Here is a 17,162-nt window from a genome sequence, read left to right as displayed (position 1 = left end):
TCCCCGCAAGCGGGGAGAGGCGAAGAAAAGAAGCCTACTCCGCCGCCAGCGACTTTTGCTTGAGCGGCAGACCCAGGCGGTCCCACACCTGCAGGAGCGCTTCGGCGAGCTGATCGATCAAGCCGTCGTCGTGATAGGGCGAGGGCGTGATGCGCAGGCGTTCGGTGCCCTTGGCTACCGTCGGATAGTTGATCGGCTGAATGTAGATGCCGTGCTGTTCCAGCAGGAGGTCCGACGCCTGCTTGCACTTCTCGGCATCGCCGATGAACAGCGGTACGATATGGGTGTCGCTCGACATCACGGGCAGGCCGGCGGCGTTGAGGATCGCCTTGACGCGGGCGGCGCGGTCCTGATGGCGCTCGCGCTCCCAGTTCGAGGTCTTCAGATGCCTGATCGCGGCGGTCGCGGCCGAGCAGATCGCCGGCGGCAGCGCGGTGGTGAAGATGAAGCCCGGCGCGTAGGAGCGCACGGCGTCGATGATCTGGCCGTTGGCGGCGATGTAGCCGCCGAGGCAGCCGAACGCCTTGGCCAGCGTGCCTTCGAGAATGTCGATGCGATGCATGACGCCGTCACGCTCGGCGATGCCGCCGCCGCGCGGGCCGTACATGCCGACGGCGTGGACCTCGTCGACATAGGTCATCGCGCCATATTTCTCGGCGAGATCGCAGATCTTGGCGAGCGGGGCGACGTCGCCGTCCATCGAATAGAGGCTCTCGCAGGCGATCAGCTTCGGCCGGTTCGGACCTGCGGCCTTCAACTTCTCTTCGAGGTCGGCGAGGTCGTTGTGGCGGAAGACGACGCGCTCGCAGCCGGACTGGCGGATGCCCTCGATCATCGAATTGTGGTTGAGCTCGTCCGACAGGATCAGGCAGTTCGGAATGAGCTTCGCGATGGTCGCGATGCCGGTCTGGTTCGAGACATAGCCCGAGGTGAACAGCAGCGACGCTTCCTTGCCGTGGAGATCGGCGAGCTCGGCCTCGAGCTGTACCAGCGGATGATGCGTGCCGGCGATGTTGCGGGTGCCGCCTGCGCCGGTGCCGACGCGGGTCGCGGTTTCGACCATGGCGCCGACCACCTTCGGGTGCTGGCCCATGCCGAGATAATCGTTGGAGCACCAGATCACGACGTCGCGTTTGCCCTTGGGCGAGTGCCACAGCGCATGTGGGAACCGGCCGGCGATGCGTTCGAGATCGGCGAACACGCGGTAGCGCCGCTCGGTGTGGAGACGATCGAGGGCGGTATTGAAGAACTGGGCGTAATCCATCGGCAAAACCTAAGACGGAACTGACCAAAAGGGCGCATCTTCTTAGAGCTTTTCCAGCTCTAGAGTCTATGCGCTTTCCCACATTTGGGCATGGGGAGCATTTGGGCAAAATGCCCTATCGTGCGATTTGAAACTTGATCCCGATCAAGTTCGCGCGAGAGGCAATGTTGCTTTGCACCATCCGCGGTGGTGCTGGTCTACCCGGCCTTGGCCTTCTTGCGCGGCTCGGCACGCGCCTCCTTCACGGCGGCCGCCGGCTTTAACCAATCCGAATTGCGCAAGGCATGCGCCACACAATCATGGATGTGGGTGTGCAGCACCTTGTTCGCGCCCTTGGCGTCGCGCTTCAGCGCCAGCTCTTTCAACTCGCGATGCTCGGCTGCCGCCATCTCGCCGCGGAACACCACGGCGATCATCTGGTAGCGCAGATAGCGGTCATAGACCGCGGCATGCGCATCGAGCAGCACCTTCGAGCCGCAGGCCGCGACGAGCGCGCGGTGAAACTGGAAATCGCACTGTTTCCAGCTCTCCGCATCGGATCGCTCGCCTGACAGCAGCATCCGCTCCATCGCCGCGAGCTTGTGATGCGCCGAGACGATATGCGCCTCCCAGTCGAGATCGCCGGCCGCAAACGACTTCTCGATCATGTGGCCCTCGAGCAGCTCGCGCAGCTCAGCGATCTCCTGGAATTCGGTCGCCGAGATCGGCGCGACCTCGAAGCCGCGCTGGCCTTCGGCGACGACAAAACCTTCCGAGCACAGCCGGTTCAGCGTCTCGCGCAGCGTCGAGATGCTGGTGCCATAGGCGCCGCTCATCCGCTCGAGCTTCAGCTTCTGCCCCGGCGTCAGCTTGCCGAAGATCAGGTCGGTGCGGATGCGGCGATAGGCGCTGTCGCCCACCGTCTCGGCGGTCGTCTCGGGAAGGGTGTCCATGCCTCATCCTAGCGCGTTGGACGTGCGTTTTGCCAAATTTCGTAACTTTATCAAGTGTTTCTTATAATATCATACAAAATTAAAATATAGGTTGATTTGTAATTCATCATATAAGACGTTCCAGTCCCTAAGAACGAGATCAACAGGGGAGGGGCGATGCCCGTTCGGTTCAAAGGTCTGGCTTTGGTGGCGGCGATCGGCGCGGTCGCCTTGGGCGCGATGGGGCCGGTCTCGGCGCAGGCCATTCAGGAGCGCACCATCCGCTGGGGGCACCTCAACAACACCGACCATCCCGTCAGCAAAGGCGTGCAGAAATTCGCCGAGATCGTCGCGGCGAAGAGTGGCGGCAAGATCAAGGTGCGCGAATATCCGGCCAACCAGCTGGGCAGCGAGATGCAGCAGCAATCGGCGCTGCGCGCCGGCACTCAGGAGATGCAGTCGCCGGCGACGACGTCGCTGGTCGGCATCGTCAAGGATTACGGCCTGATCGATTTCCCCTTCATCGTCTCGACGCCGCAGCAGGCCGACGCCTTGCTCGATGGTCCGCTCGGCGCGGCGCTGCTGGCAAAGCTGCCTGAGAAGGGGCTGGTTGGTCTCGCTTATTGGGATCTCGGCTTCCGCAACGTCACCAATAGCAAGCGTGCCATCACCAGGGGCGAGGACCTCGGCGGCATCAAGATCCGTGTGATCCCGAACCCGGTCTATCTCGAGACCTTCAAGGCCTTCAATGCCAACCCGGTGCCGATGAGTTTCTCGGAGCTCTATAGCGCGCTGGAGACGGGCACCGTCGACGGCCAGGAGAACCCGTTCTCCGTGATCCTGTCGAACAAGTTCTTCGAGGTGCAAAAGTATCTCAGCGTCACCAACCACACCTATTCGACCAACATCATCCTGATCAGCAAGAAATTCTGGGACGGGCTTTCGCCTGACGAGCAGAAGATCTTGCAGGACGCGGCGATCGAGGCGCGCGACTACCAGCGCAAGGTCAGCCGCGAGCAAGCCAAGGCCGCGATCGACGAGCTCAAGGCCAAGGGCATGGCGGTCAACGAGATCGCACCCGCCGAGCTCGACCGCATGCGAGAGAAGACAAAGCCGATCGCGGAAAAATTCTCGGCCGACTACGACCCCGCCATCGTCAAGCTGTTCAATAGTGAGCTCGACCGCGTGCACGCTTTGAAGCCGTAAGCCGACGCGCAGCAGGACGGACGTGATGAAAACGGTGGTCGACGCCTATTTCTGGCTGCTCCGCGCGGTGATCGCGGTGCTGCTCGCCGCCATGGTGGTGCTCGTGTTCGGCAACGTCGTGCTGCGCTACGGCTTCAATTCCGGGATACCGATCTCGGAAGAGCTGTCGCGCTGGCTGTTCGTGTGGATGGTGTTTCTGGGCGCGATCATCGGCCTGAAGGAGCATGCCCATCTTGGCGTCGATAGCCTCGTCAAGGTGCTGTCGCCGTTCGGTCGCAAGGTTTGCTACGGCCTCAGCCACGCGCTGATGCTCTATGCCTCCGTGCTGCTGACGGAGGGCTCCTGGAAGCAGACGGTGCTGAACTGGGATACGGTGGCGCCCGCCTCGGGGCTCTCGGTCGGCCTGTTCTACGCTGCCGGGATCGTGTTCGGCGCCTCCTCCTGCGTGATCATCGTGCATGAGCTCTATCGGCTCGTGACCGGGCAGATCGCCGATGCCGATCTGATCGCCATCAGCGAGTCCGAGGAGCTCCCGCATTCTCCTGGCACCGCGAGGGGAAAGCAGCAGGCATGACTGTCGCCGTCTTCACCTTCTCGCTGCTCGGCGCCATGGCGATCGGCATGCCGATCGCGTTTGCGCTGATCATCTGCGGCATCGCACTGATGACCTATCTCGCGATGTTCGACTCCCAGATCATCGCGCAGAACGTCATCAATGGCGTCGATTCCTTTCCGCTGATGGCGGTGCCGTTCTTCATTCTCGCCGGCGAGGTCATGAACACCGGTGGCCTGGCGCGCCGCATCCTCAACTTCGCCATCGCCCTGGTCGGCCATTTCCGCGGCGGCCTCGGCTATGTCGCGATCCTGACGTCATGCATCCTGGCCTCGCTGTCGGGCTCGGCGGTCGCGGACGCGGCTGCGCTCGGTGCGCTCCTGGTGCCGATGATGGCCGCCGCCGGTCACAATCGCGCCAGCGCGGCTGGCCTCGTCGCTGCCGGCGGGATCATCGCGCCCGTCATTCCTCCGTCGATCGGTTTCGTCATTTTCGGCGTCGCCGCCAATGTCTCGATCTCGAAGCTGTTCCTGGCCGGCATCGTGCCGGGCCTGCTGCTCGGCGCCGGCCTGTGCTTTGCCTGGTGGTGGGTGGTGCGCAAGGAGAACCCGGCGCGCCTGCCGCGCAAGAGCCTCACTGAGATCTGGCGCGCGTTGATCGACGGCTTCTGGGCCCTGATGCTGCCGATGATCATCATTTTCGGCCTCCGCTTCGGCATCTTCACGCCGACGGAAGCGGCCGTCGTCGTCGCCGTCTACTCGCTGGTGGTGGCGATGGGCGTCTATCGCGAGCTCAGGCCGGCACAAGTGCCGGCACTGCTGGTCTCAACCGCGCAGACCACGGCTGTCGTGATGTTCCTCGTCGCTGCGGCGCTGGTATCGTCCTGGCTGATCACGGTTGCCGAGATCTCCGACCAGATCGTGGCGCTCGTGCAGCCGTTCGCGGGCAACAAGACCCTCCTCACCTTCGTCCTGATGATCATCGTCGTCATCGTCGGCACCGCGCTGGACATGACGCCGACGATCCTGATCCTGACGCCGATCCTGATGCCGATCGTCAAGCAGGCCGGCATCGACCCGGTCTATTTCGGCGTGCTCTTCATCATCAACAATGCGATCGGCCTGATCACGCCGCCCGTCGGCGTCGTGCTCAACGTCGTCTGCGGCGTTGCCCGCGTCTCGATGGATGATCTGATCCGCGGCGTCTGGCCCTTCATGATCGCGCAGCTCGTCGTGCTAGCCTTGCTGACGCTGTTTCCCGTTCTCGTCACCGGCCCGGCCAAGTGGTTCGGTGGCTAACTTCCAGAAGGACCTGTCCATGAAGCGCGTGATGATCCTCAACGGTCCCAACCTCAACATGCTCGGCATCCGCGAGCCGCACATCTACGGCACGACCACGCTCGCGGAGGTCAATGCGAGCTGCGAGGAAGCGGCCGCCAAGCTCGGGCTCAAGCTCGCCTTCCACCAGTCCAACCATGAAGGCGTGCTGGTCGATCTGATCCAGTCGGCGCGGCAGGACGCCGATGCCATCATCATCAATCCGGCCGGCCTCTCCTTCACCTCGGTATCGATCATGGACGCGATCAAGACCTTCGAAGGCCCGGTGCTGGAGGTCCACATCTCAAACATTCACGCCCGCGACGAATATCACCGGCATTCGAAGATCTCGTTCGTGGCGACCGGTGTGATCTGCGGGCTCGGCCCGTTCGGCTACGTCGCGGCGCTGCACGCGATCGCCAATACGAAGTGAGCTGGTAGCCGCGGCGGAGGTCTGCTCCCTCGCCCCGTTCTTACGAGGAGAGGGTTGGGGTGAGGGGCTGCTTCCGCGAGCACGGTGAGAGTTGGACTCGCGGAGAGTCCCCCTCACCCGGTCGCTTCGCGACCGACCTCTCCCCGCAAGCGGGGCGAGGTGAAGTGAACGCTCACGTCGTCCGGAACTGGAACACGCCGTCCTTCGTCTCCGCCGTCAGCCGGCCCTCGACGATCATGTAATTGACGTGGGCAACGAGCTCGCCGGCGGCAAAGCCCATCTGGTGCTCGTCCAGCACGTGCTTGTTGAACACGACAGGCACCAGGGCGCGCGAGGTCTGCGGCTCCTCGCTGCAGGCTTCCGCGATCAGGCGGCAGCGCTCCTCGTGGTGGTCGGCGAGCTGCTTGATGCGGGTCTTCAGACCATAGAACGGCACGCCGTGGCCGGGCAGCACCAGCAGATCGTAGGGCAGGGTGGTGGTCAGGCTCGCGAGCGAGGCCAGATATTCGCCGAGCGAGTTCTGGTCGGGCTCGACGGCCCAGACGCTGACATTGGGCGAGATCTTGCTCAGCACCTGGTCGGCGGAGAGGAACAGCTTGTCGCCGGCGCAATACAGCATCACCTGGTCGAGCGCGTGCCCGCCGCCGGTGATGACCTTGAAGCGGCGGGTGCCGATCACGATCTCGTCGCCATGCGAGATGCGGCGGTAGGACGGCGGCAGCACCGAGACGCGCTTGAGATAATCCTGGCCGCGGCCGAGCAGCTTTTCGGTGAGCGACTCGTCCATGCCGTGGCGGCGGAAGAACAGCCGCTGGGCTTCGCGCCGCTCCTCGGTGCCCCGGTTCTGGTGGTAGACCGATTGCAGATATTCGACCTGCGACATCACCAGCGGGCAGTTGAACCGCTCGACGATCCAGCCCGCGAGGCCGACGTGATCGGGGTGCGAATGCGTGACGATCAGGCGGGTGATATTGACGCCCTTCAGCGGTCCCTCGAACAGTCTGGTCCAGGCCTCGATCGTCTCTTCATTGCCGAAGCCGGCATCGACCATGGCATAGCCGTCGCCGTCGGCGAGCAGGTAGATGTTCACGTGGTTGAGGCGGAACGGCAGTTTCAGCCGCGCCCACAACACGCCGGGACGCACCTCGACGACCTCTTTGGGGCCGGGATGCTGTTCCCAGGGATAGCGCAGGGCCTCGGCCGAGGACTGCACGGTGTCGGTTTTCGGGTTCATGCTACCGGCTTAAACCCGCCGGGCGCGGGGCGCCAGCCGAAAAAGGCCGGGCCGTGGTCTCCGCATGGCGGTCATACCCGCAGTTTTCCGTAGCCCGGATTACGCGGCGCTCCATCCGGGCTACGGACCGGCGGCTTACGCCGCCCGCATGTTGTTGAGGAACGCGTCGATCTCTCCGCGCAGCATGTCGGCTTCGCGGCGGAGCGCGTCGGAGGCGCCCAGCACTTCGCTCGCCGCCGCGCCGGCTTCCGCCGAAGCCGTGGAGACGCCGATGATGTTGCTGGAGACCTCGCTGGTGCCGCCGGCGGCATGCTGGATGTTGCGGGCGATTTCGCGGGTCGCTGCGCCCTGTTCCTCGACCGCGGCGGCGATCGTCGTCGTCACGTCGTTGATCTCGCCGATGATCCGGCCGATGCTCTGGATGGCGCCTACCGCCGAGGTGGTGACCTGCTGCATGCTGGCGATCTGGGTGCGGATCTCTTCCGTCGCCTTGGCGGTCTGGCTCGCGAGGCTCTTCACCTCGGAGGCGACCACCGCGAAGCCGCGGCCGGCCTCGCCCGCGCGCGCCGCCTCGATGGTGGCGTTGAGCGCGAGCAGGTTGGTCTGAGACGCGATCGTCTGGATCAGGTCGACCACGACGCTGATGCGGCTCGCACTGTCGGCAAGGCTCTGCACCGTGGTGTCGGTGGCGCCGGCCTCGTCGACCGCCTTCCTGGCGATCGCGGCCGAGGTGACGACCTGCTTGCTGATCTCCTCGATCGAGGACGACAGCTGCTCGGTGCCTGATGACACGGTCTGCACGTTGACCGAGGTCTCCTCGGCAGCGGAGGCGACCGCGTTTACCAGCGCGTTGGACTGGTCGGCGGTGTTCGACATGCTCTGCGCTGTGGACTGCATCGAATTGGCCGACTGCGCGAGATTGTCGAGCGCGTTGCGTACCGCACCCTCGAACTCGGCGATCTTCGCTTCCATGCGCCCGGCACGCTCGGCCTTGGCGACACGGTCCTTGTCCTGCTCGCTCGACATCGCGCGGGCCTCGATCATGCTCTCGCGAAACACCTGCAGCGTGTTTGCCATCACCGAGATTTCGTCGTTGTGGTGCTTCGAGCGGTAGATCTCCGTCTCGAGGTCGCCGTTCGCGAGCAGCTGCATCGACTGATGCAGCGCGCCGATCCGCCGCAGGATGTTGCGGCCGACATAGAGCCGGACGAACAGCGCCGAGCCGACCAGCATCAGCGCGCCCAGCGCGAGCATCGCGGTGGTGGCAAGCGAGATCTCCTGGCGCGCCTGGAAGGTCGAGGCGTTGGTCTCCTTCTGCACGCCGTCGACGAGCTGCTGCACGCTGATGCCGAGACCGACATTGAGCTTGCGGGTCTCGTCCAGGATAGTCTGGCCGTAGTCGATGGCGTCGAGCTCCTTCTGGCGAATCTTGAACACGCCGGTCTTGCCCTCGCCGAAGGCGAACAGCTTCTGCACGGTGTCGCGCACCGTCTGCATCGAGGGCATGTTCGGGAGGTCCTCGAGGTTCGACTTGACGCGGTCGCGCGTCGCCTTGAACTCCTTCTCGATCGCCTCCAGCGTGTCGCTGTTGTTGGCCGACAGCGCCGCCATCATGTCGGCGGCCATCAGATTGCCGTTGGCGGAGATTGTCGCGACCTGGGAGACGGTGCGGGCAGCCTCAGTCGCATCATCTGCGGAAACTTCCGCCGCGCCGAGGATCGCGTTCAGGCGCGTCTGTGCGTCCAGCATCGCAGGACCGGCCGCGCCGACGAAGGTGAGCTGCGCCTTGCGTAGCGCCTCATACTGCTTGTCATGCAGCGCGCCGGTCTCGAGCCGCTCGCGCGCGGCCGACACCAGGCTCTGGGTCGCCTCGTCGATGCTCTTGGCGGTGTCGCGCAGCGCGGTTGCGATCTGCTTGTCGGCGCCGAGCTCGATGATCTCGCCGAGCTTGGCCATGGCGAGCTGCTGGATGTCCTTCACGCTCTTGGTGCGTTCCTTCAGCGCCTCGTCGGAGGGCGATGCGAGCAGGCCCGGGCCTTGCGCCGCGAGTGTCGCGCTTTGCGAGGCGAGCTGCAGGCTGGCGGAGAGGCGCGGGATGTCGCGGCCGCTCAGATCCATCATGGTCGCGCCGAGGTGATTGAAGACGAAGCCGGCGCCGGCTGCGATCACGAGGCCCATGCCCGCGATCAACGCGAAGGCGGCGAACAGGCTGCCGCGCACGCCCCACCTTGGCATCTTGAAACGAGGCTTGAGACGGCCAAGGACACGGCCAGCACCCAGACGGATCGCCATCGAAATTCCCCACGCGTGATCTTTATATTTTCGCCGCGGAGTATCCTTCGGCCGGGTTAAAAAATCGCAAGTTGCACAATCGGTTGCGCCTGTTCCGCACAGCGAAAAAGAAAGGGCCGGCAGATTTGCCGGCCCTTGATTGCGAAGAGATATTTGGAGGCGCGATCAGTAGCGCGCGACCGCCGAGTTGGCCCAGTTGAAGCGGTAGTTGACGCCCGCCTTGATGGTGTGGTCGTCGGTGGTGAAGCTGCCGGTGCCCGCCAGCGGACCGCCGGTGAAGCTCGCGTCGCCGAAATTGTAGTACTGATACTCGGCCTTGGCCGACCAGTTCGGGGCGAACATGTATTCGAGGCCCGCGCCGACGGTGTAGCCGTTGCGGTGATCGCCGGTGATGAGGAAGGCGGTCGGCACGCCGCCGACGGTCACCTTCTCGTTGTTGTCGGAATAGGCGTAGCCGCCCTTCACGTAGAGCAGGCCCGGACCCCAGGTGTAGCCGACGCGGCCGGTGATCGAGCCGAGGCCACGCTGGTCGTTGCTGTAGGCGATGCCGCCCGGAAACACAGCGCCGACGCTGCCGGAAAGCCAGGAGTACTGGCCTTCGACGCCGACCACGAAGCTCGGGTTGAACTGCCAGTCCGCACCGACCTGCACGCCGCCGAGGAAACGGCCGTTGCCGTTGTTGCCGGTGGAGAGGCCGTTGAAATTGTTGTCGCTGGAGAACGCGCCGCCGACATGGCCGCCGATATAGAAGCCCGTCCAGTTATAGATCGGCGCGGCATAGGCCGGCGCGGGCGCCTTGTAATAGTTGCGGTTGCCGAGATCGGCGCCGACGGCCGGCGCGGCAGCGCTCACCACGAGCAGGGCAACGGTTGCAAACAAAATCTTCTTCATCGTCTTGAACTCCAGCACTTTGGTCCCCGGCAGGCGCGCTGTCCGCGCCGTCGTTGGTTTTGCAGATAGCTCGCTTTTGACGAAAATGCTGTCACATGCATGGCACAACGACAGCCAACCTAACTTATTGGGCTGTAAATGATTTTCGTGCTTAATGCCGGCTTAAGAAGTGGTGAAGGAAGGCTTAACGTCGCACGTCTCGGGTAACTTGCGCACGTCTCTCGTTAACCAAGCCGCCGCCGCACCTCATCGCGCATCTGCGAGCGGAAGGCCGCGCGCCTTGCGGGCCGGTCCTCCTCGCGGACGTCGTGGCGATCGAAGACGTCGAACTTCTCCATGATCGGATAGCGCTCGCTCGCCATCGCGAGCACGCGCAGCACCTTGGTCGCGGACGGCGTCGGGCCACGGACCTCCCAGCGCCGGATGGTATCGGCGCCGCCCTGCGCCGGCAGTCCGCAAAGCCTGGCCATGTCGGCCGCGGTGAGCTTGCGCTCGAGCGCGTCGGAAAGGTCGTTGCGGAGCTGCTTCAGTTCGGGGCCGGTCATGCTGATTGCGTCCAGGGAAGTCACCGAAGGCAATCCACTAGCGCTGATTCGGGTCCATCCGAAGGCGGGTGCTCGTGATAGTGTGTCCGTGCCGGTCGAGCATCAGCGAGGCGAAATCGCATGCCTGTGTTCAAGCTGCCCCTGTCGGGGGATGTCGTCCAGTCCATTTATCCGTCGTTCTTCAGTCCCACCGGCGGCCAGTTCGGCCTCGTCAACATCACGGTGGGGCAATCCTCGGCGCCAGATGTCGAGAAGGACGTGCTGTCGGATGTCGCCGGTTACGGCAAGCAGATCGGACAGATCGCGGACGCGCTGCTGGCCGTGGTCGAGCATCTGGAGTCGCGGTCCGACCACGCGCTCGCTGACGATCCGGCGATAGTCGCCTTCAAGGAGCTGATGCACTCTGTCGCGACAGTCAAGGAGCGACATGGCCGCAAGGCGTGTCGCCCGAAGCGACGATAGCCACGGCGGCGTTGCCCATTCGGGCGTGCACGAAGTTATGAACGGGTGCCCATGGAAATTCCGCGTTGAATGAACACATGGCAGAATGGGCTCGCAGCCAATGAAGGGAACAGTCATGACAAGCATCAAACCCGCCATTGCCGCACTCATCACCGTCGGACTGCTTGCCGCGCCCTTCGCAGCCGAAGCGAAGAAGGCCCGGCCGAGCCGGCATCACTACAGCACGGGCGTGGTGGCCCCCACCTATGGCGCTGCCGCATTGCCGGTCGTGCAGCCCAGGGCCTCCTACGGATCGTCCGGACAGACGGTCGGGACGGTCACGGCGCCCTCGATCGGATCGTACAATTGGCCGTCGGTCGGCGTGACCAATGCGGTGCCGACCTGGAGCAACACCACGAGATAAAGGACACGTCGCCAGGCGCGCCGGTGACCGTCAACGCGCGCCGGGCGCGAGGCCGGAGAGCAGGTAGAGCGCGACCAGCAATGTCGCGACCGAAAGCATCGTCGTGACCGAGACGGTGGCCGCAACCAGCTTCTCCTCGACCTTGTGCTCGTGTGCCAGCACATAGACGGTCTTCGCGGTCGGCACGGCCGCGCATATGACGGCGGCGACTGTGTAGAGCGGATTGAGGCCGGTGACCACGCAAAGTCCGTAGACGATCAGCGGCATCACCACCAGCTTCACGGTCGAGAGCGCGAACGATGCTTTCAGGTTGGATCGCAGACCGTCGACCGACAGACCAAGCCCGATGGCAAACAGTGCGCAGGGCGTGAGCGCGGCGGCAATGATGTTGAGATAGGCCGCGACCGGCGCCGGAATCGGCAAGCCCGTGATCGCCCAGACGAGACCGATGAGCGTCGACAGCACCATCGGATTGAGCAGGATCTGCTTCACCAGCCCGGCCGAATGCGCAGGGCCGCGCCCGTCCCTTTCCAGCAGGATGACCGTGAGCGGAAACATCACGCCGGCGACGAACACCGTCGCCACCGCGGCGGGCAAGACGGCGGGCTGGCCGTAGATCGCGTGCAGGATCGGGAGCGCCACGAAGCCCGTATTGGTCATGGCCGCCGCCATGCCATGGATCGTGCTGCTGGCGAGATCGCGCTTGGCGCCCGCGCGGAGCGCCAGGAAGACCAGCGCGAAGCAGAGGAGGGAGCCGCCGCCGAACGCGAGCAGGAAGCGCCATTCCAGCAGGTTGCGCGCTGGCTCCTGGGCGATCGTGACGATCAGCAGCGCCGGCATCGCCACGTTGTAGGCAAAATGCACCAGCGCGTCCGCAAGCGAGCGGGAGAGATAACCGAGCTCGCCGGCAAGCCAGCCGGTGACGATGATTGCGAACACGGGAAGAACGAGGCTGGCGACCTCCATCCGGCGTCCCCCTCTGCCCAGCAGCGTCGCCATTCTAGCCTGGCGATGCATGCTCGTCACGGTTCAACTGGATGGCGCCGTCCTTGATCAGACGGCCTGTGGCCTCAGGCGCCCCTGCCGGTCTGTTGACCGAACACGCAGCGCCATCCAGCCAGGCGCTCGGCCGGATGCTGGTTCATCCATTCGGCGAGCTGCGGCGCGCCCATCATGCAGGACTGCATCGAGACGTTGGCGAAGTCGGAGGTGGTGACGATCTGCTCGTGACAATTTGTCGGAGAGGAGAGGCTGCAGAGCACCGCGATGATCTTGATCACGCCAGATTTCCTGCGTCGCCGTTGGCCGCGCGGCCGATCGTCGCCTTGTCCTGATGCCCGCCGCTCGGATCAGCCGGCGGAAAAATGCTGTCGTAGATCGCGCGTGCCTCCTGAATGAGGCGAATGCGCTCGCGCTCGGATTTCGAAACAAACTGAATAACCTGGCCCATATTGGCTCCAATGGATCGGAAATCCATCATCAGATGATGGAAATCATTCCATGCGAATGTGGGGTGTCGGCCTCTGTTTCGCATCTGTGCGGACGGTCACGAGGGATAAAAAGCCCGTGACTGTTCCGCTGCGCGAAGAGGAGCGGAATACCTTAGCCATGAGCTGGCCTGACGTTGCGGGCGCGCGCTGCTCGTGTCCCGGCACCGCGGCGCGGCGGCGAGCTAAGGGGCGGGGAGTGCGCTCTTGTTCGACTGGAGTTGCTCGTCGCGCCATCGTGATGGAGCGCCAGGCGCTGCATTGTGACCGTGTTGCGGCACATTTTGGCGCGCGTGGAGTTGTAAGATTGCTCAGTGCACGAGTGGTTCGACGAGCGAACGGCCGACGCGACTGAGACACCACGCCCGAAAGGACTAGCCATGACAAGAATCGGACGCTCGATTGCGGTACTTATCGCGGTCGGATTTGCGGCATCGCCATTCGCTGCAGGCGCGCAGACGTCTGCGGCGGGCACCCAAAGCAACACGGGCGGTGGCTCCGGAGCGCCAGTAACCCAAGGCACAACTTATGGAAGCTCCGGGCAGACCGTCGGGACCGTCACTGCGCCGTCGATCGGAACGTCCAATCAACCATCGGTCGGCGTGACCAACTCAGTCCCCACCTGGAAGAACACCAACCCTCCGGCCAAGTAGCAACCGCGATCGGCCGCCTCACGCCGCCGGCGCGCGTTCCTTCCGCCCGGGCACCGCCGCCAGCAGCTCGCGCGTATAGGCGTGCTCCGGCGCGGCGAAGAGTTGCGCGGTCGGCTTCAACTCGACGATGGCGCCGCGCTGCATCACCGCGATGCGGTCGCAGATCTGCGCTGCGACGCGGAGGTCGTGGGTGATGAACAGCATCGAGAGGCCAAGGCGCGCCTTGAGGTCTTCGAGCAGTCGCAGCACCTGCGCCTGCACGGAGACGTCGAGCGCGGAGACGGCCTCATCCGCGACGATGATCTCCGGTTCGAGCGCGAGTGCGCGCGCGATGCCGATGCGCTGGCGCTGGCCGCCGGAGAATTCATGCGGGTAGCGGTCGAGCGCGCCGGCGTCCAGCCCGACCATCTTGAGGAGATCGCGGGCGCGGTCGAACGCCACCTTCGGATCGATGCCGGCCGCGATCGGACCGTCGGCGATGATGTGCCCGACCTTGCGCCGCGGATTGAGCGAGGCGAACGGGTCCTGGAAGATCATCTGGATGCGATGGCGCTCGGCGCGGAGCGCCTTGCCCGAGAGCTGCGTGAGATCGGTCTCGCCGATCCGCACCGTGCCGCGGTCGGCTTCGATCAGTCGCATCACCAGCCGCGCCACCGACGATTTGCCGGAGCCGGATTCGCCGACGAGGCCGAGCGTCTCGCCCTTGAGGATGTTGAAGTTGACTTCGCGCGCGGCATCGACGCGGCGGTCCTCGCGAAACCAGCCGCCTGAGGTGACATAGGTCTTGTCCAGCCCGATCACCTCGACGGCCCTCGCCTGGTCGTCAAGCGGCTCACGCGCCGGCGGGTCCATCGACGGTACGGCGGCGAGCAGCGCCTTGGTGTAGTCATGCTGCGGATTGTTGAAGACGGAGCTAGCGGGGCCTTCCTCGACGACCTTGCCATGCCGGAGCACCACGACCTGGTCGGCGATGTCGGCGACCACGCCGAAATCATGGGTGATGAACATCACCGCCATGTTGCGGTTGCGCTGGAGGTTGCGGATCAGTTTCAGGATCTGCGCCTGGGTGGTGACGTCGAGCGCGGTGGTGGGCTCGTCCGCGACCAGCACCGCAGGCTCGAGCGCGAGCGCCATCGCGATCATGGCGCGCTGGCGCTGGCCGCCGGAGAGCTGGTGCGGATAGGCGCGGACAATGCGCTCGGGGTCGGGCAGGCCGACCTCGCGCGCCAGCGACAGGGCCTTGGCGCGCCGCTCCTTCGGCGTCAGCAGGCCATGGGCCTCGAACATCTCCGCCATCTGGTCGCCGATCCGCATCAACGGATTGAGCGCGGTCATCGGCTCCTGAAAAATCATCGCGAGCCGGCGGCCGCGCAGATCGCGCCAGCCGTCGTCATCGAGCTTGAGCAGGTCGCGGCCTTCGAACTGGATCTCGCCGGAGGTGACGGTGACCGTATCAGGCAGCAGGCCCATCAGCGCGTGCGCGCACATCGACTTGCCGGAGCCGGATTCGCCGACGACGCAGACGATCTTGCCGGGCCGCAAAGCCAGCGAGACGCCGTCGACCGCGAACGGACGCTCGGCGCCCTTGGGCAGCGCGATCCGCAAATTTTTGATGGAGACGGCGGGCGGGGCGGTCATCAGCGGCCCTCCCGCGACAGCCGCGGATTGAGCGCATCGTTGAGGCCTTCGCCGATCAGGTTCAGCCCGAGCACCGAGATCAGAATGGCGATGCCGGGAAACACGGTGATCCACCAGGCCTGGCGGATCACCGTGCGGCCGGCGCCGACCATGTAGCCCCAGGAGATCAGATTGGGATCGCCGAGTCCAAGGAACGCCAGCGAGGATTCCAGCAGGATCGCGGTCGCCACCATCAGCGAGGCCAGCACGATCACCGGCGACAGCGCGTTGGGCAGGATCTCGCGCAGGATGATCCAGGTATTGCTCTGGCCGGTGACGACGGCGGCCTGGACATATTCGCGCGTGCGCAGCGACAGCACCTCGCCGCGCACGAGGCGGGCGACCGGTGGCCAGCTCACCACCGCGATCGAGGCCACGATCGAATAGATCGAGGGCTGCAGGATCGCGACCAGCACGATCGCGAGCGCGAAGCTTGGAATGGTCTGGAAGAATTCGGTGAAGCGCATCAGGGCGTCGTCGACCTTGCCGCCGAAATAGCCGGCCATGGCGCCGATGGGAACGCCGACGACCAGCGCGACCAGCGTGGAGACGAGACCGACCAGCAGCGAGACGCGGGCGCCAAAGATCATGCCGGCGAACACGTCGCGGCCGAGCGCGTCGGTGCCGAGCGGCACGGTCGAGAGCGTGAAGGGCGGCAGGAATGGCCGCTGCACCATGCGCCAGGGCGAATTCGGGAACAGCATCGGCCCGAACACCGCGACTGAGATCGCAAGGACAAGGATGACGAGCCCGATGACGCCGCTCGGGCTCTTCAGCATCGATTTCCAGAACTGTTTCATGAGGCGAATTCGATGCGCGGGTCGACCAGGCGGTAGACGAGGTCGGTGACGAGGTTGAAGATCAGCACCATGGCGGAGCAGATCACGAAGACGCCGAGCAGCAGGTTGTAGTCGCGCTGGAGCAGCGCGTCGTACATCAGGCGCCCGATGCCGGGCCAGGCGAACACGGTCTCGGTGATGACGGCGCCGCCGATCAGCGTGCCGGAATGCACACCGGCCAGCGTCACGACCGGCAGCAGCGCGTTGCGCAGCACGTGTCGGCGCTGGATCACGGCGTCGGAGAGGCCCTTTGCGCGCGCGGTCTTGACGAAGTCGAGGCGTTTCACTTCCAGCATCGACGCGCGCGTCATGCGGGTGTAGGTCGCCATGAAGAACAGGCCGAGCGTCATCGCCGGCATGATCAGGTGCTTTGCGACGTCGACCGCGTGGGCAAGGCCGGTGAGGTTGGCGCCGACCGTCTCGTAGCCGAAGCTCGGCAGCCAATCCATGGTGACCGAGAACAGCAGGATTCCCATCAACGCCACCCAGAAGATCGGCATGGCGTAGAAGATCAGCGCGAACACGGTGATGGCCGTGTCGAGGAAGGTACCGGCAAAGCGCGCGGCGAAGGTGCCGAAGAGAACGCCGAGCATGAGCGAGATCGCGAAGGCCGTCAGCGTCAGCAGCAGCGTCGCCGGCAGCCGCTCGCCGATCAGCTTGGCGACCGGCGCCTGCTGGCGGAAGGAGAAGCCGAGGTCGAGGGTGACGACGCCCTTGACATAGATGAAGAGCTGCTCCGGCAGCGGCTTGTCGAGGCCGAACTTTTCCCGGAGCTGCTTGACGAAGACCTGGTCACTGGCGCCGGCCTCGCCCGCCATCACGACCGCGGGGTCGCCGGGCGCAAGCCGGATCAGGAAGAAATTGAGGACGACGATCGCGAGCAGGACGATCACGCCCTTCAGGACACGCTGAGCGACGAAGGAGAGCATAGTTAGAGCGACACTTGTTTAACATGAGGGCCACCGCGGCGACGGTCCGCCCCCTCTCCCGCTTGCG

19 protein-coding genes are annotated in these 17,162 nt (G+C 64.7%); 7 read left to right on the top strand and 12 right to left on the bottom strand.

What is annotated here, in order from left to right:
• Positions 1–34: 34 nt before the first annotated feature.
• Complete coding sequence (gene hemA / locus BJ6T_RS41350; RefSeq protein ID WP_014498481.1) at positions 35–1,264, bottom strand: 5-aminolevulinate synthase; 1,230 nt, start codon at positions 1,262–1,264, stop codon at positions 35–37.
• 197 nt (positions 1,265–1,461) lie between these two features.
• On the bottom strand, positions 1,462–2,196 hold the full coding sequence (locus BJ6T_RS41345) for a GntR family transcriptional regulator (RefSeq protein WP_014498480.1): 735 nt from the start codon (positions 2,194–2,196) through the stop codon (positions 1,462–1,464).
• 156 nt (positions 2,197–2,352) lie between these two features.
• Here BJ6T_RS41345 and BJ6T_RS41340 point away from each other — a divergent pair, with 156 nt between their 5' ends.
• The 4 genes from BJ6T_RS41340 to aroQ are packed head-to-tail and all read left to right on the top strand — an operon-like array spanning position 2,353 to position 5,683.
• Positions 2,353–3,381: a TRAP transporter substrate-binding protein gene (locus BJ6T_RS41340; protein ID WP_014498479.1), complete on the top strand. Its 1,029-nt coding sequence runs from the start codon at positions 2,353–2,355 to the stop codon at positions 3,379–3,381.
• A gap of 25 nt (positions 3,382–3,406) precedes the next feature.
• Positions 3,407–3,955: a TRAP transporter small permease gene (locus BJ6T_RS41335; protein ID WP_014498478.1), complete on the top strand. Its 549-nt coding sequence runs from the start codon at positions 3,407–3,409 to the stop codon at positions 3,953–3,955.
• Entirely contained in the window at positions 3,952–5,232 is a 1,281-nt protein-coding gene (locus BJ6T_RS41330) for a TRAP transporter large permease (RefSeq protein WP_014498477.1), read from the top strand. The genes BJ6T_RS41335 and BJ6T_RS41330 overlap by 4 nt, the downstream gene beginning before the upstream one ends.
• Before the next feature lie 19 nt (positions 5,233–5,251).
• On the top strand, positions 5,252–5,683 hold the full coding sequence (aroQ, locus tag BJ6T_RS41325) for a type II 3-dehydroquinate dehydratase (protein WP_014498476.1): 432 nt from the start codon (positions 5,252–5,254) through the stop codon (positions 5,681–5,683).
• A gap of 172 nt (positions 5,684–5,855) precedes the next feature.
• Here aroQ and BJ6T_RS41320 read toward each other — a convergent pair whose 3' ends face one another.
• From BJ6T_RS41320 to BJ6T_RS41305, 4 genes are all read right to left on the bottom strand, one after another.
• Positions 5,856–6,917: an MBL fold metallo-hydrolase gene (locus BJ6T_RS41320; RefSeq protein ID WP_014498475.1), complete on the bottom strand. Its 1,062-nt coding sequence runs from the start codon at positions 6,915–6,917 to the stop codon at positions 5,856–5,858.
• Between the two features lie 135 nt (positions 6,918–7,052).
• On the bottom strand, positions 7,053–9,209 hold the full coding sequence (locus tag BJ6T_RS41315) for a methyl-accepting chemotaxis protein (RefSeq protein WP_028170199.1): 2,157 nt from the start codon (positions 9,207–9,209) through the stop codon (positions 7,053–7,055).
• A gap of 165 nt (positions 9,210–9,374) precedes the next feature.
• A complete protein-coding gene (locus BJ6T_RS41310; protein WP_028170198.1) occupies positions 9,375–10,100 on the bottom strand; it encodes an outer membrane protein in 726 nt (241 codons plus the stop codon).
• Positions 10,101–10,324: 224 nt separating this feature from the next.
• Entirely contained in the window at positions 10,325–10,645 is a 321-nt protein-coding gene (locus BJ6T_RS41305; RefSeq protein ID WP_014498472.1) for a hypothetical protein, read from the bottom strand.
• Between the two features lie 120 nt (positions 10,646–10,765).
• Here BJ6T_RS41305 and BJ6T_RS41300 point away from each other — a divergent pair, with 120 nt between their 5' ends.
• On the top strand, positions 10,766–11,107 hold the full coding sequence (locus tag BJ6T_RS41300; protein ID WP_014498471.1) for a hypothetical protein: 342 nt from the start codon (positions 10,766–10,768) through the stop codon (positions 11,105–11,107).
• Between the two features lie 115 nt (positions 11,108–11,222).
• On the top strand, positions 11,223–11,510 hold the full coding sequence (locus BJ6T_RS41295) for a hypothetical protein (protein WP_028170197.1): 288 nt from the start codon (positions 11,223–11,225) through the stop codon (positions 11,508–11,510).
• Positions 11,511–11,540: 30 nt separating this feature from the next.
• On the opposite strand, the gene BJ6T_RS41290 is transcribed toward BJ6T_RS41295, so the two are convergent.
• The 3 genes from BJ6T_RS41290 to BJ6T_RS46760 all read right to left on the bottom strand — a co-directional run bounded on the left by BJ6T_RS41290 (position 11,541) and on the right by BJ6T_RS46760 (position 12,990).
• The gene (locus tag BJ6T_RS41290) at positions 11,541–12,476 is read right to left on the bottom strand and encodes an AEC family transporter (RefSeq protein ID WP_014498469.1); all 936 of its coding nucleotides are present in this window, start codon (positions 12,474–12,476) and stop codon (positions 11,541–11,543) included.
• Between the two features lie 104 nt (positions 12,477–12,580).
• Positions 12,581–12,790, bottom strand: a complete 210-nt coding sequence (locus BJ6T_RS41285; RefSeq protein ID WP_014498468.1) for a hypothetical protein — start codon at positions 12,788–12,790, stop codon at positions 12,581–12,583.
• Entirely contained in the window at positions 12,787–12,990 is a 204-nt protein-coding gene (locus tag BJ6T_RS46760; protein WP_141379200.1) for a hypothetical protein, read from the bottom strand. Before BJ6T_RS46760 ends, BJ6T_RS41285 begins: the two co-directional genes overlap by 4 nt.
• Positions 12,991–13,377: 387 nt before the next feature.
• On the opposite strand from BJ6T_RS46760, the gene BJ6T_RS49825 reads away from it, so the two are divergent.
• Complete coding sequence (locus BJ6T_RS49825; protein WP_080593955.1) at positions 13,378–13,650, top strand: hypothetical protein; 273 nt, start codon at positions 13,378–13,380, stop codon at positions 13,648–13,650.
• Between the two features lie 18 nt (positions 13,651–13,668).
• On the opposite strand, the gene BJ6T_RS41280 is transcribed toward BJ6T_RS49825, so the two are convergent.
• From BJ6T_RS41280 to BJ6T_RS41270, 3 genes are read right to left on the bottom strand one after another with little or no spacing between them, the layout of a single operon-like run.
• Positions 13,669–15,288, bottom strand: a complete 1,620-nt coding sequence (locus BJ6T_RS41280; protein ID WP_014498465.1) for an ABC transporter ATP-binding protein — start codon at positions 15,286–15,288, stop codon at positions 13,669–13,671.
• A complete protein-coding gene (locus tag BJ6T_RS41275; protein WP_014498464.1) occupies positions 15,288–16,127 on the bottom strand; it encodes an ABC transporter permease in 840 nt (279 codons plus the stop codon). Before BJ6T_RS41275 ends, BJ6T_RS41280 begins: the two co-directional genes overlap by 1 nt.
• The gene (locus BJ6T_RS41270) at positions 16,124–17,095 is read right to left on the bottom strand and encodes an ABC transporter permease (RefSeq protein ID WP_014498463.1); all 972 of its coding nucleotides are present in this window, start codon (positions 17,093–17,095) and stop codon (positions 16,124–16,126) included. The genes BJ6T_RS41275 and BJ6T_RS41270 overlap by 4 nt, the downstream gene beginning before the upstream one ends.
• Positions 17,096–17,162 lie beyond the last annotated feature (67 nt).

The organism is Bradyrhizobium japonicum USDA 6 (assembly GCF_000284375.1).
GTDB lineage: Bacteria > Pseudomonadota > Alphaproteobacteria > Rhizobiales > Xanthobacteraceae > Bradyrhizobium > Bradyrhizobium japonicum.
Note: the sequence above shows the minus strand (reverse complement) of the source record. Positions and strands in the feature narration are given on the sequence as shown.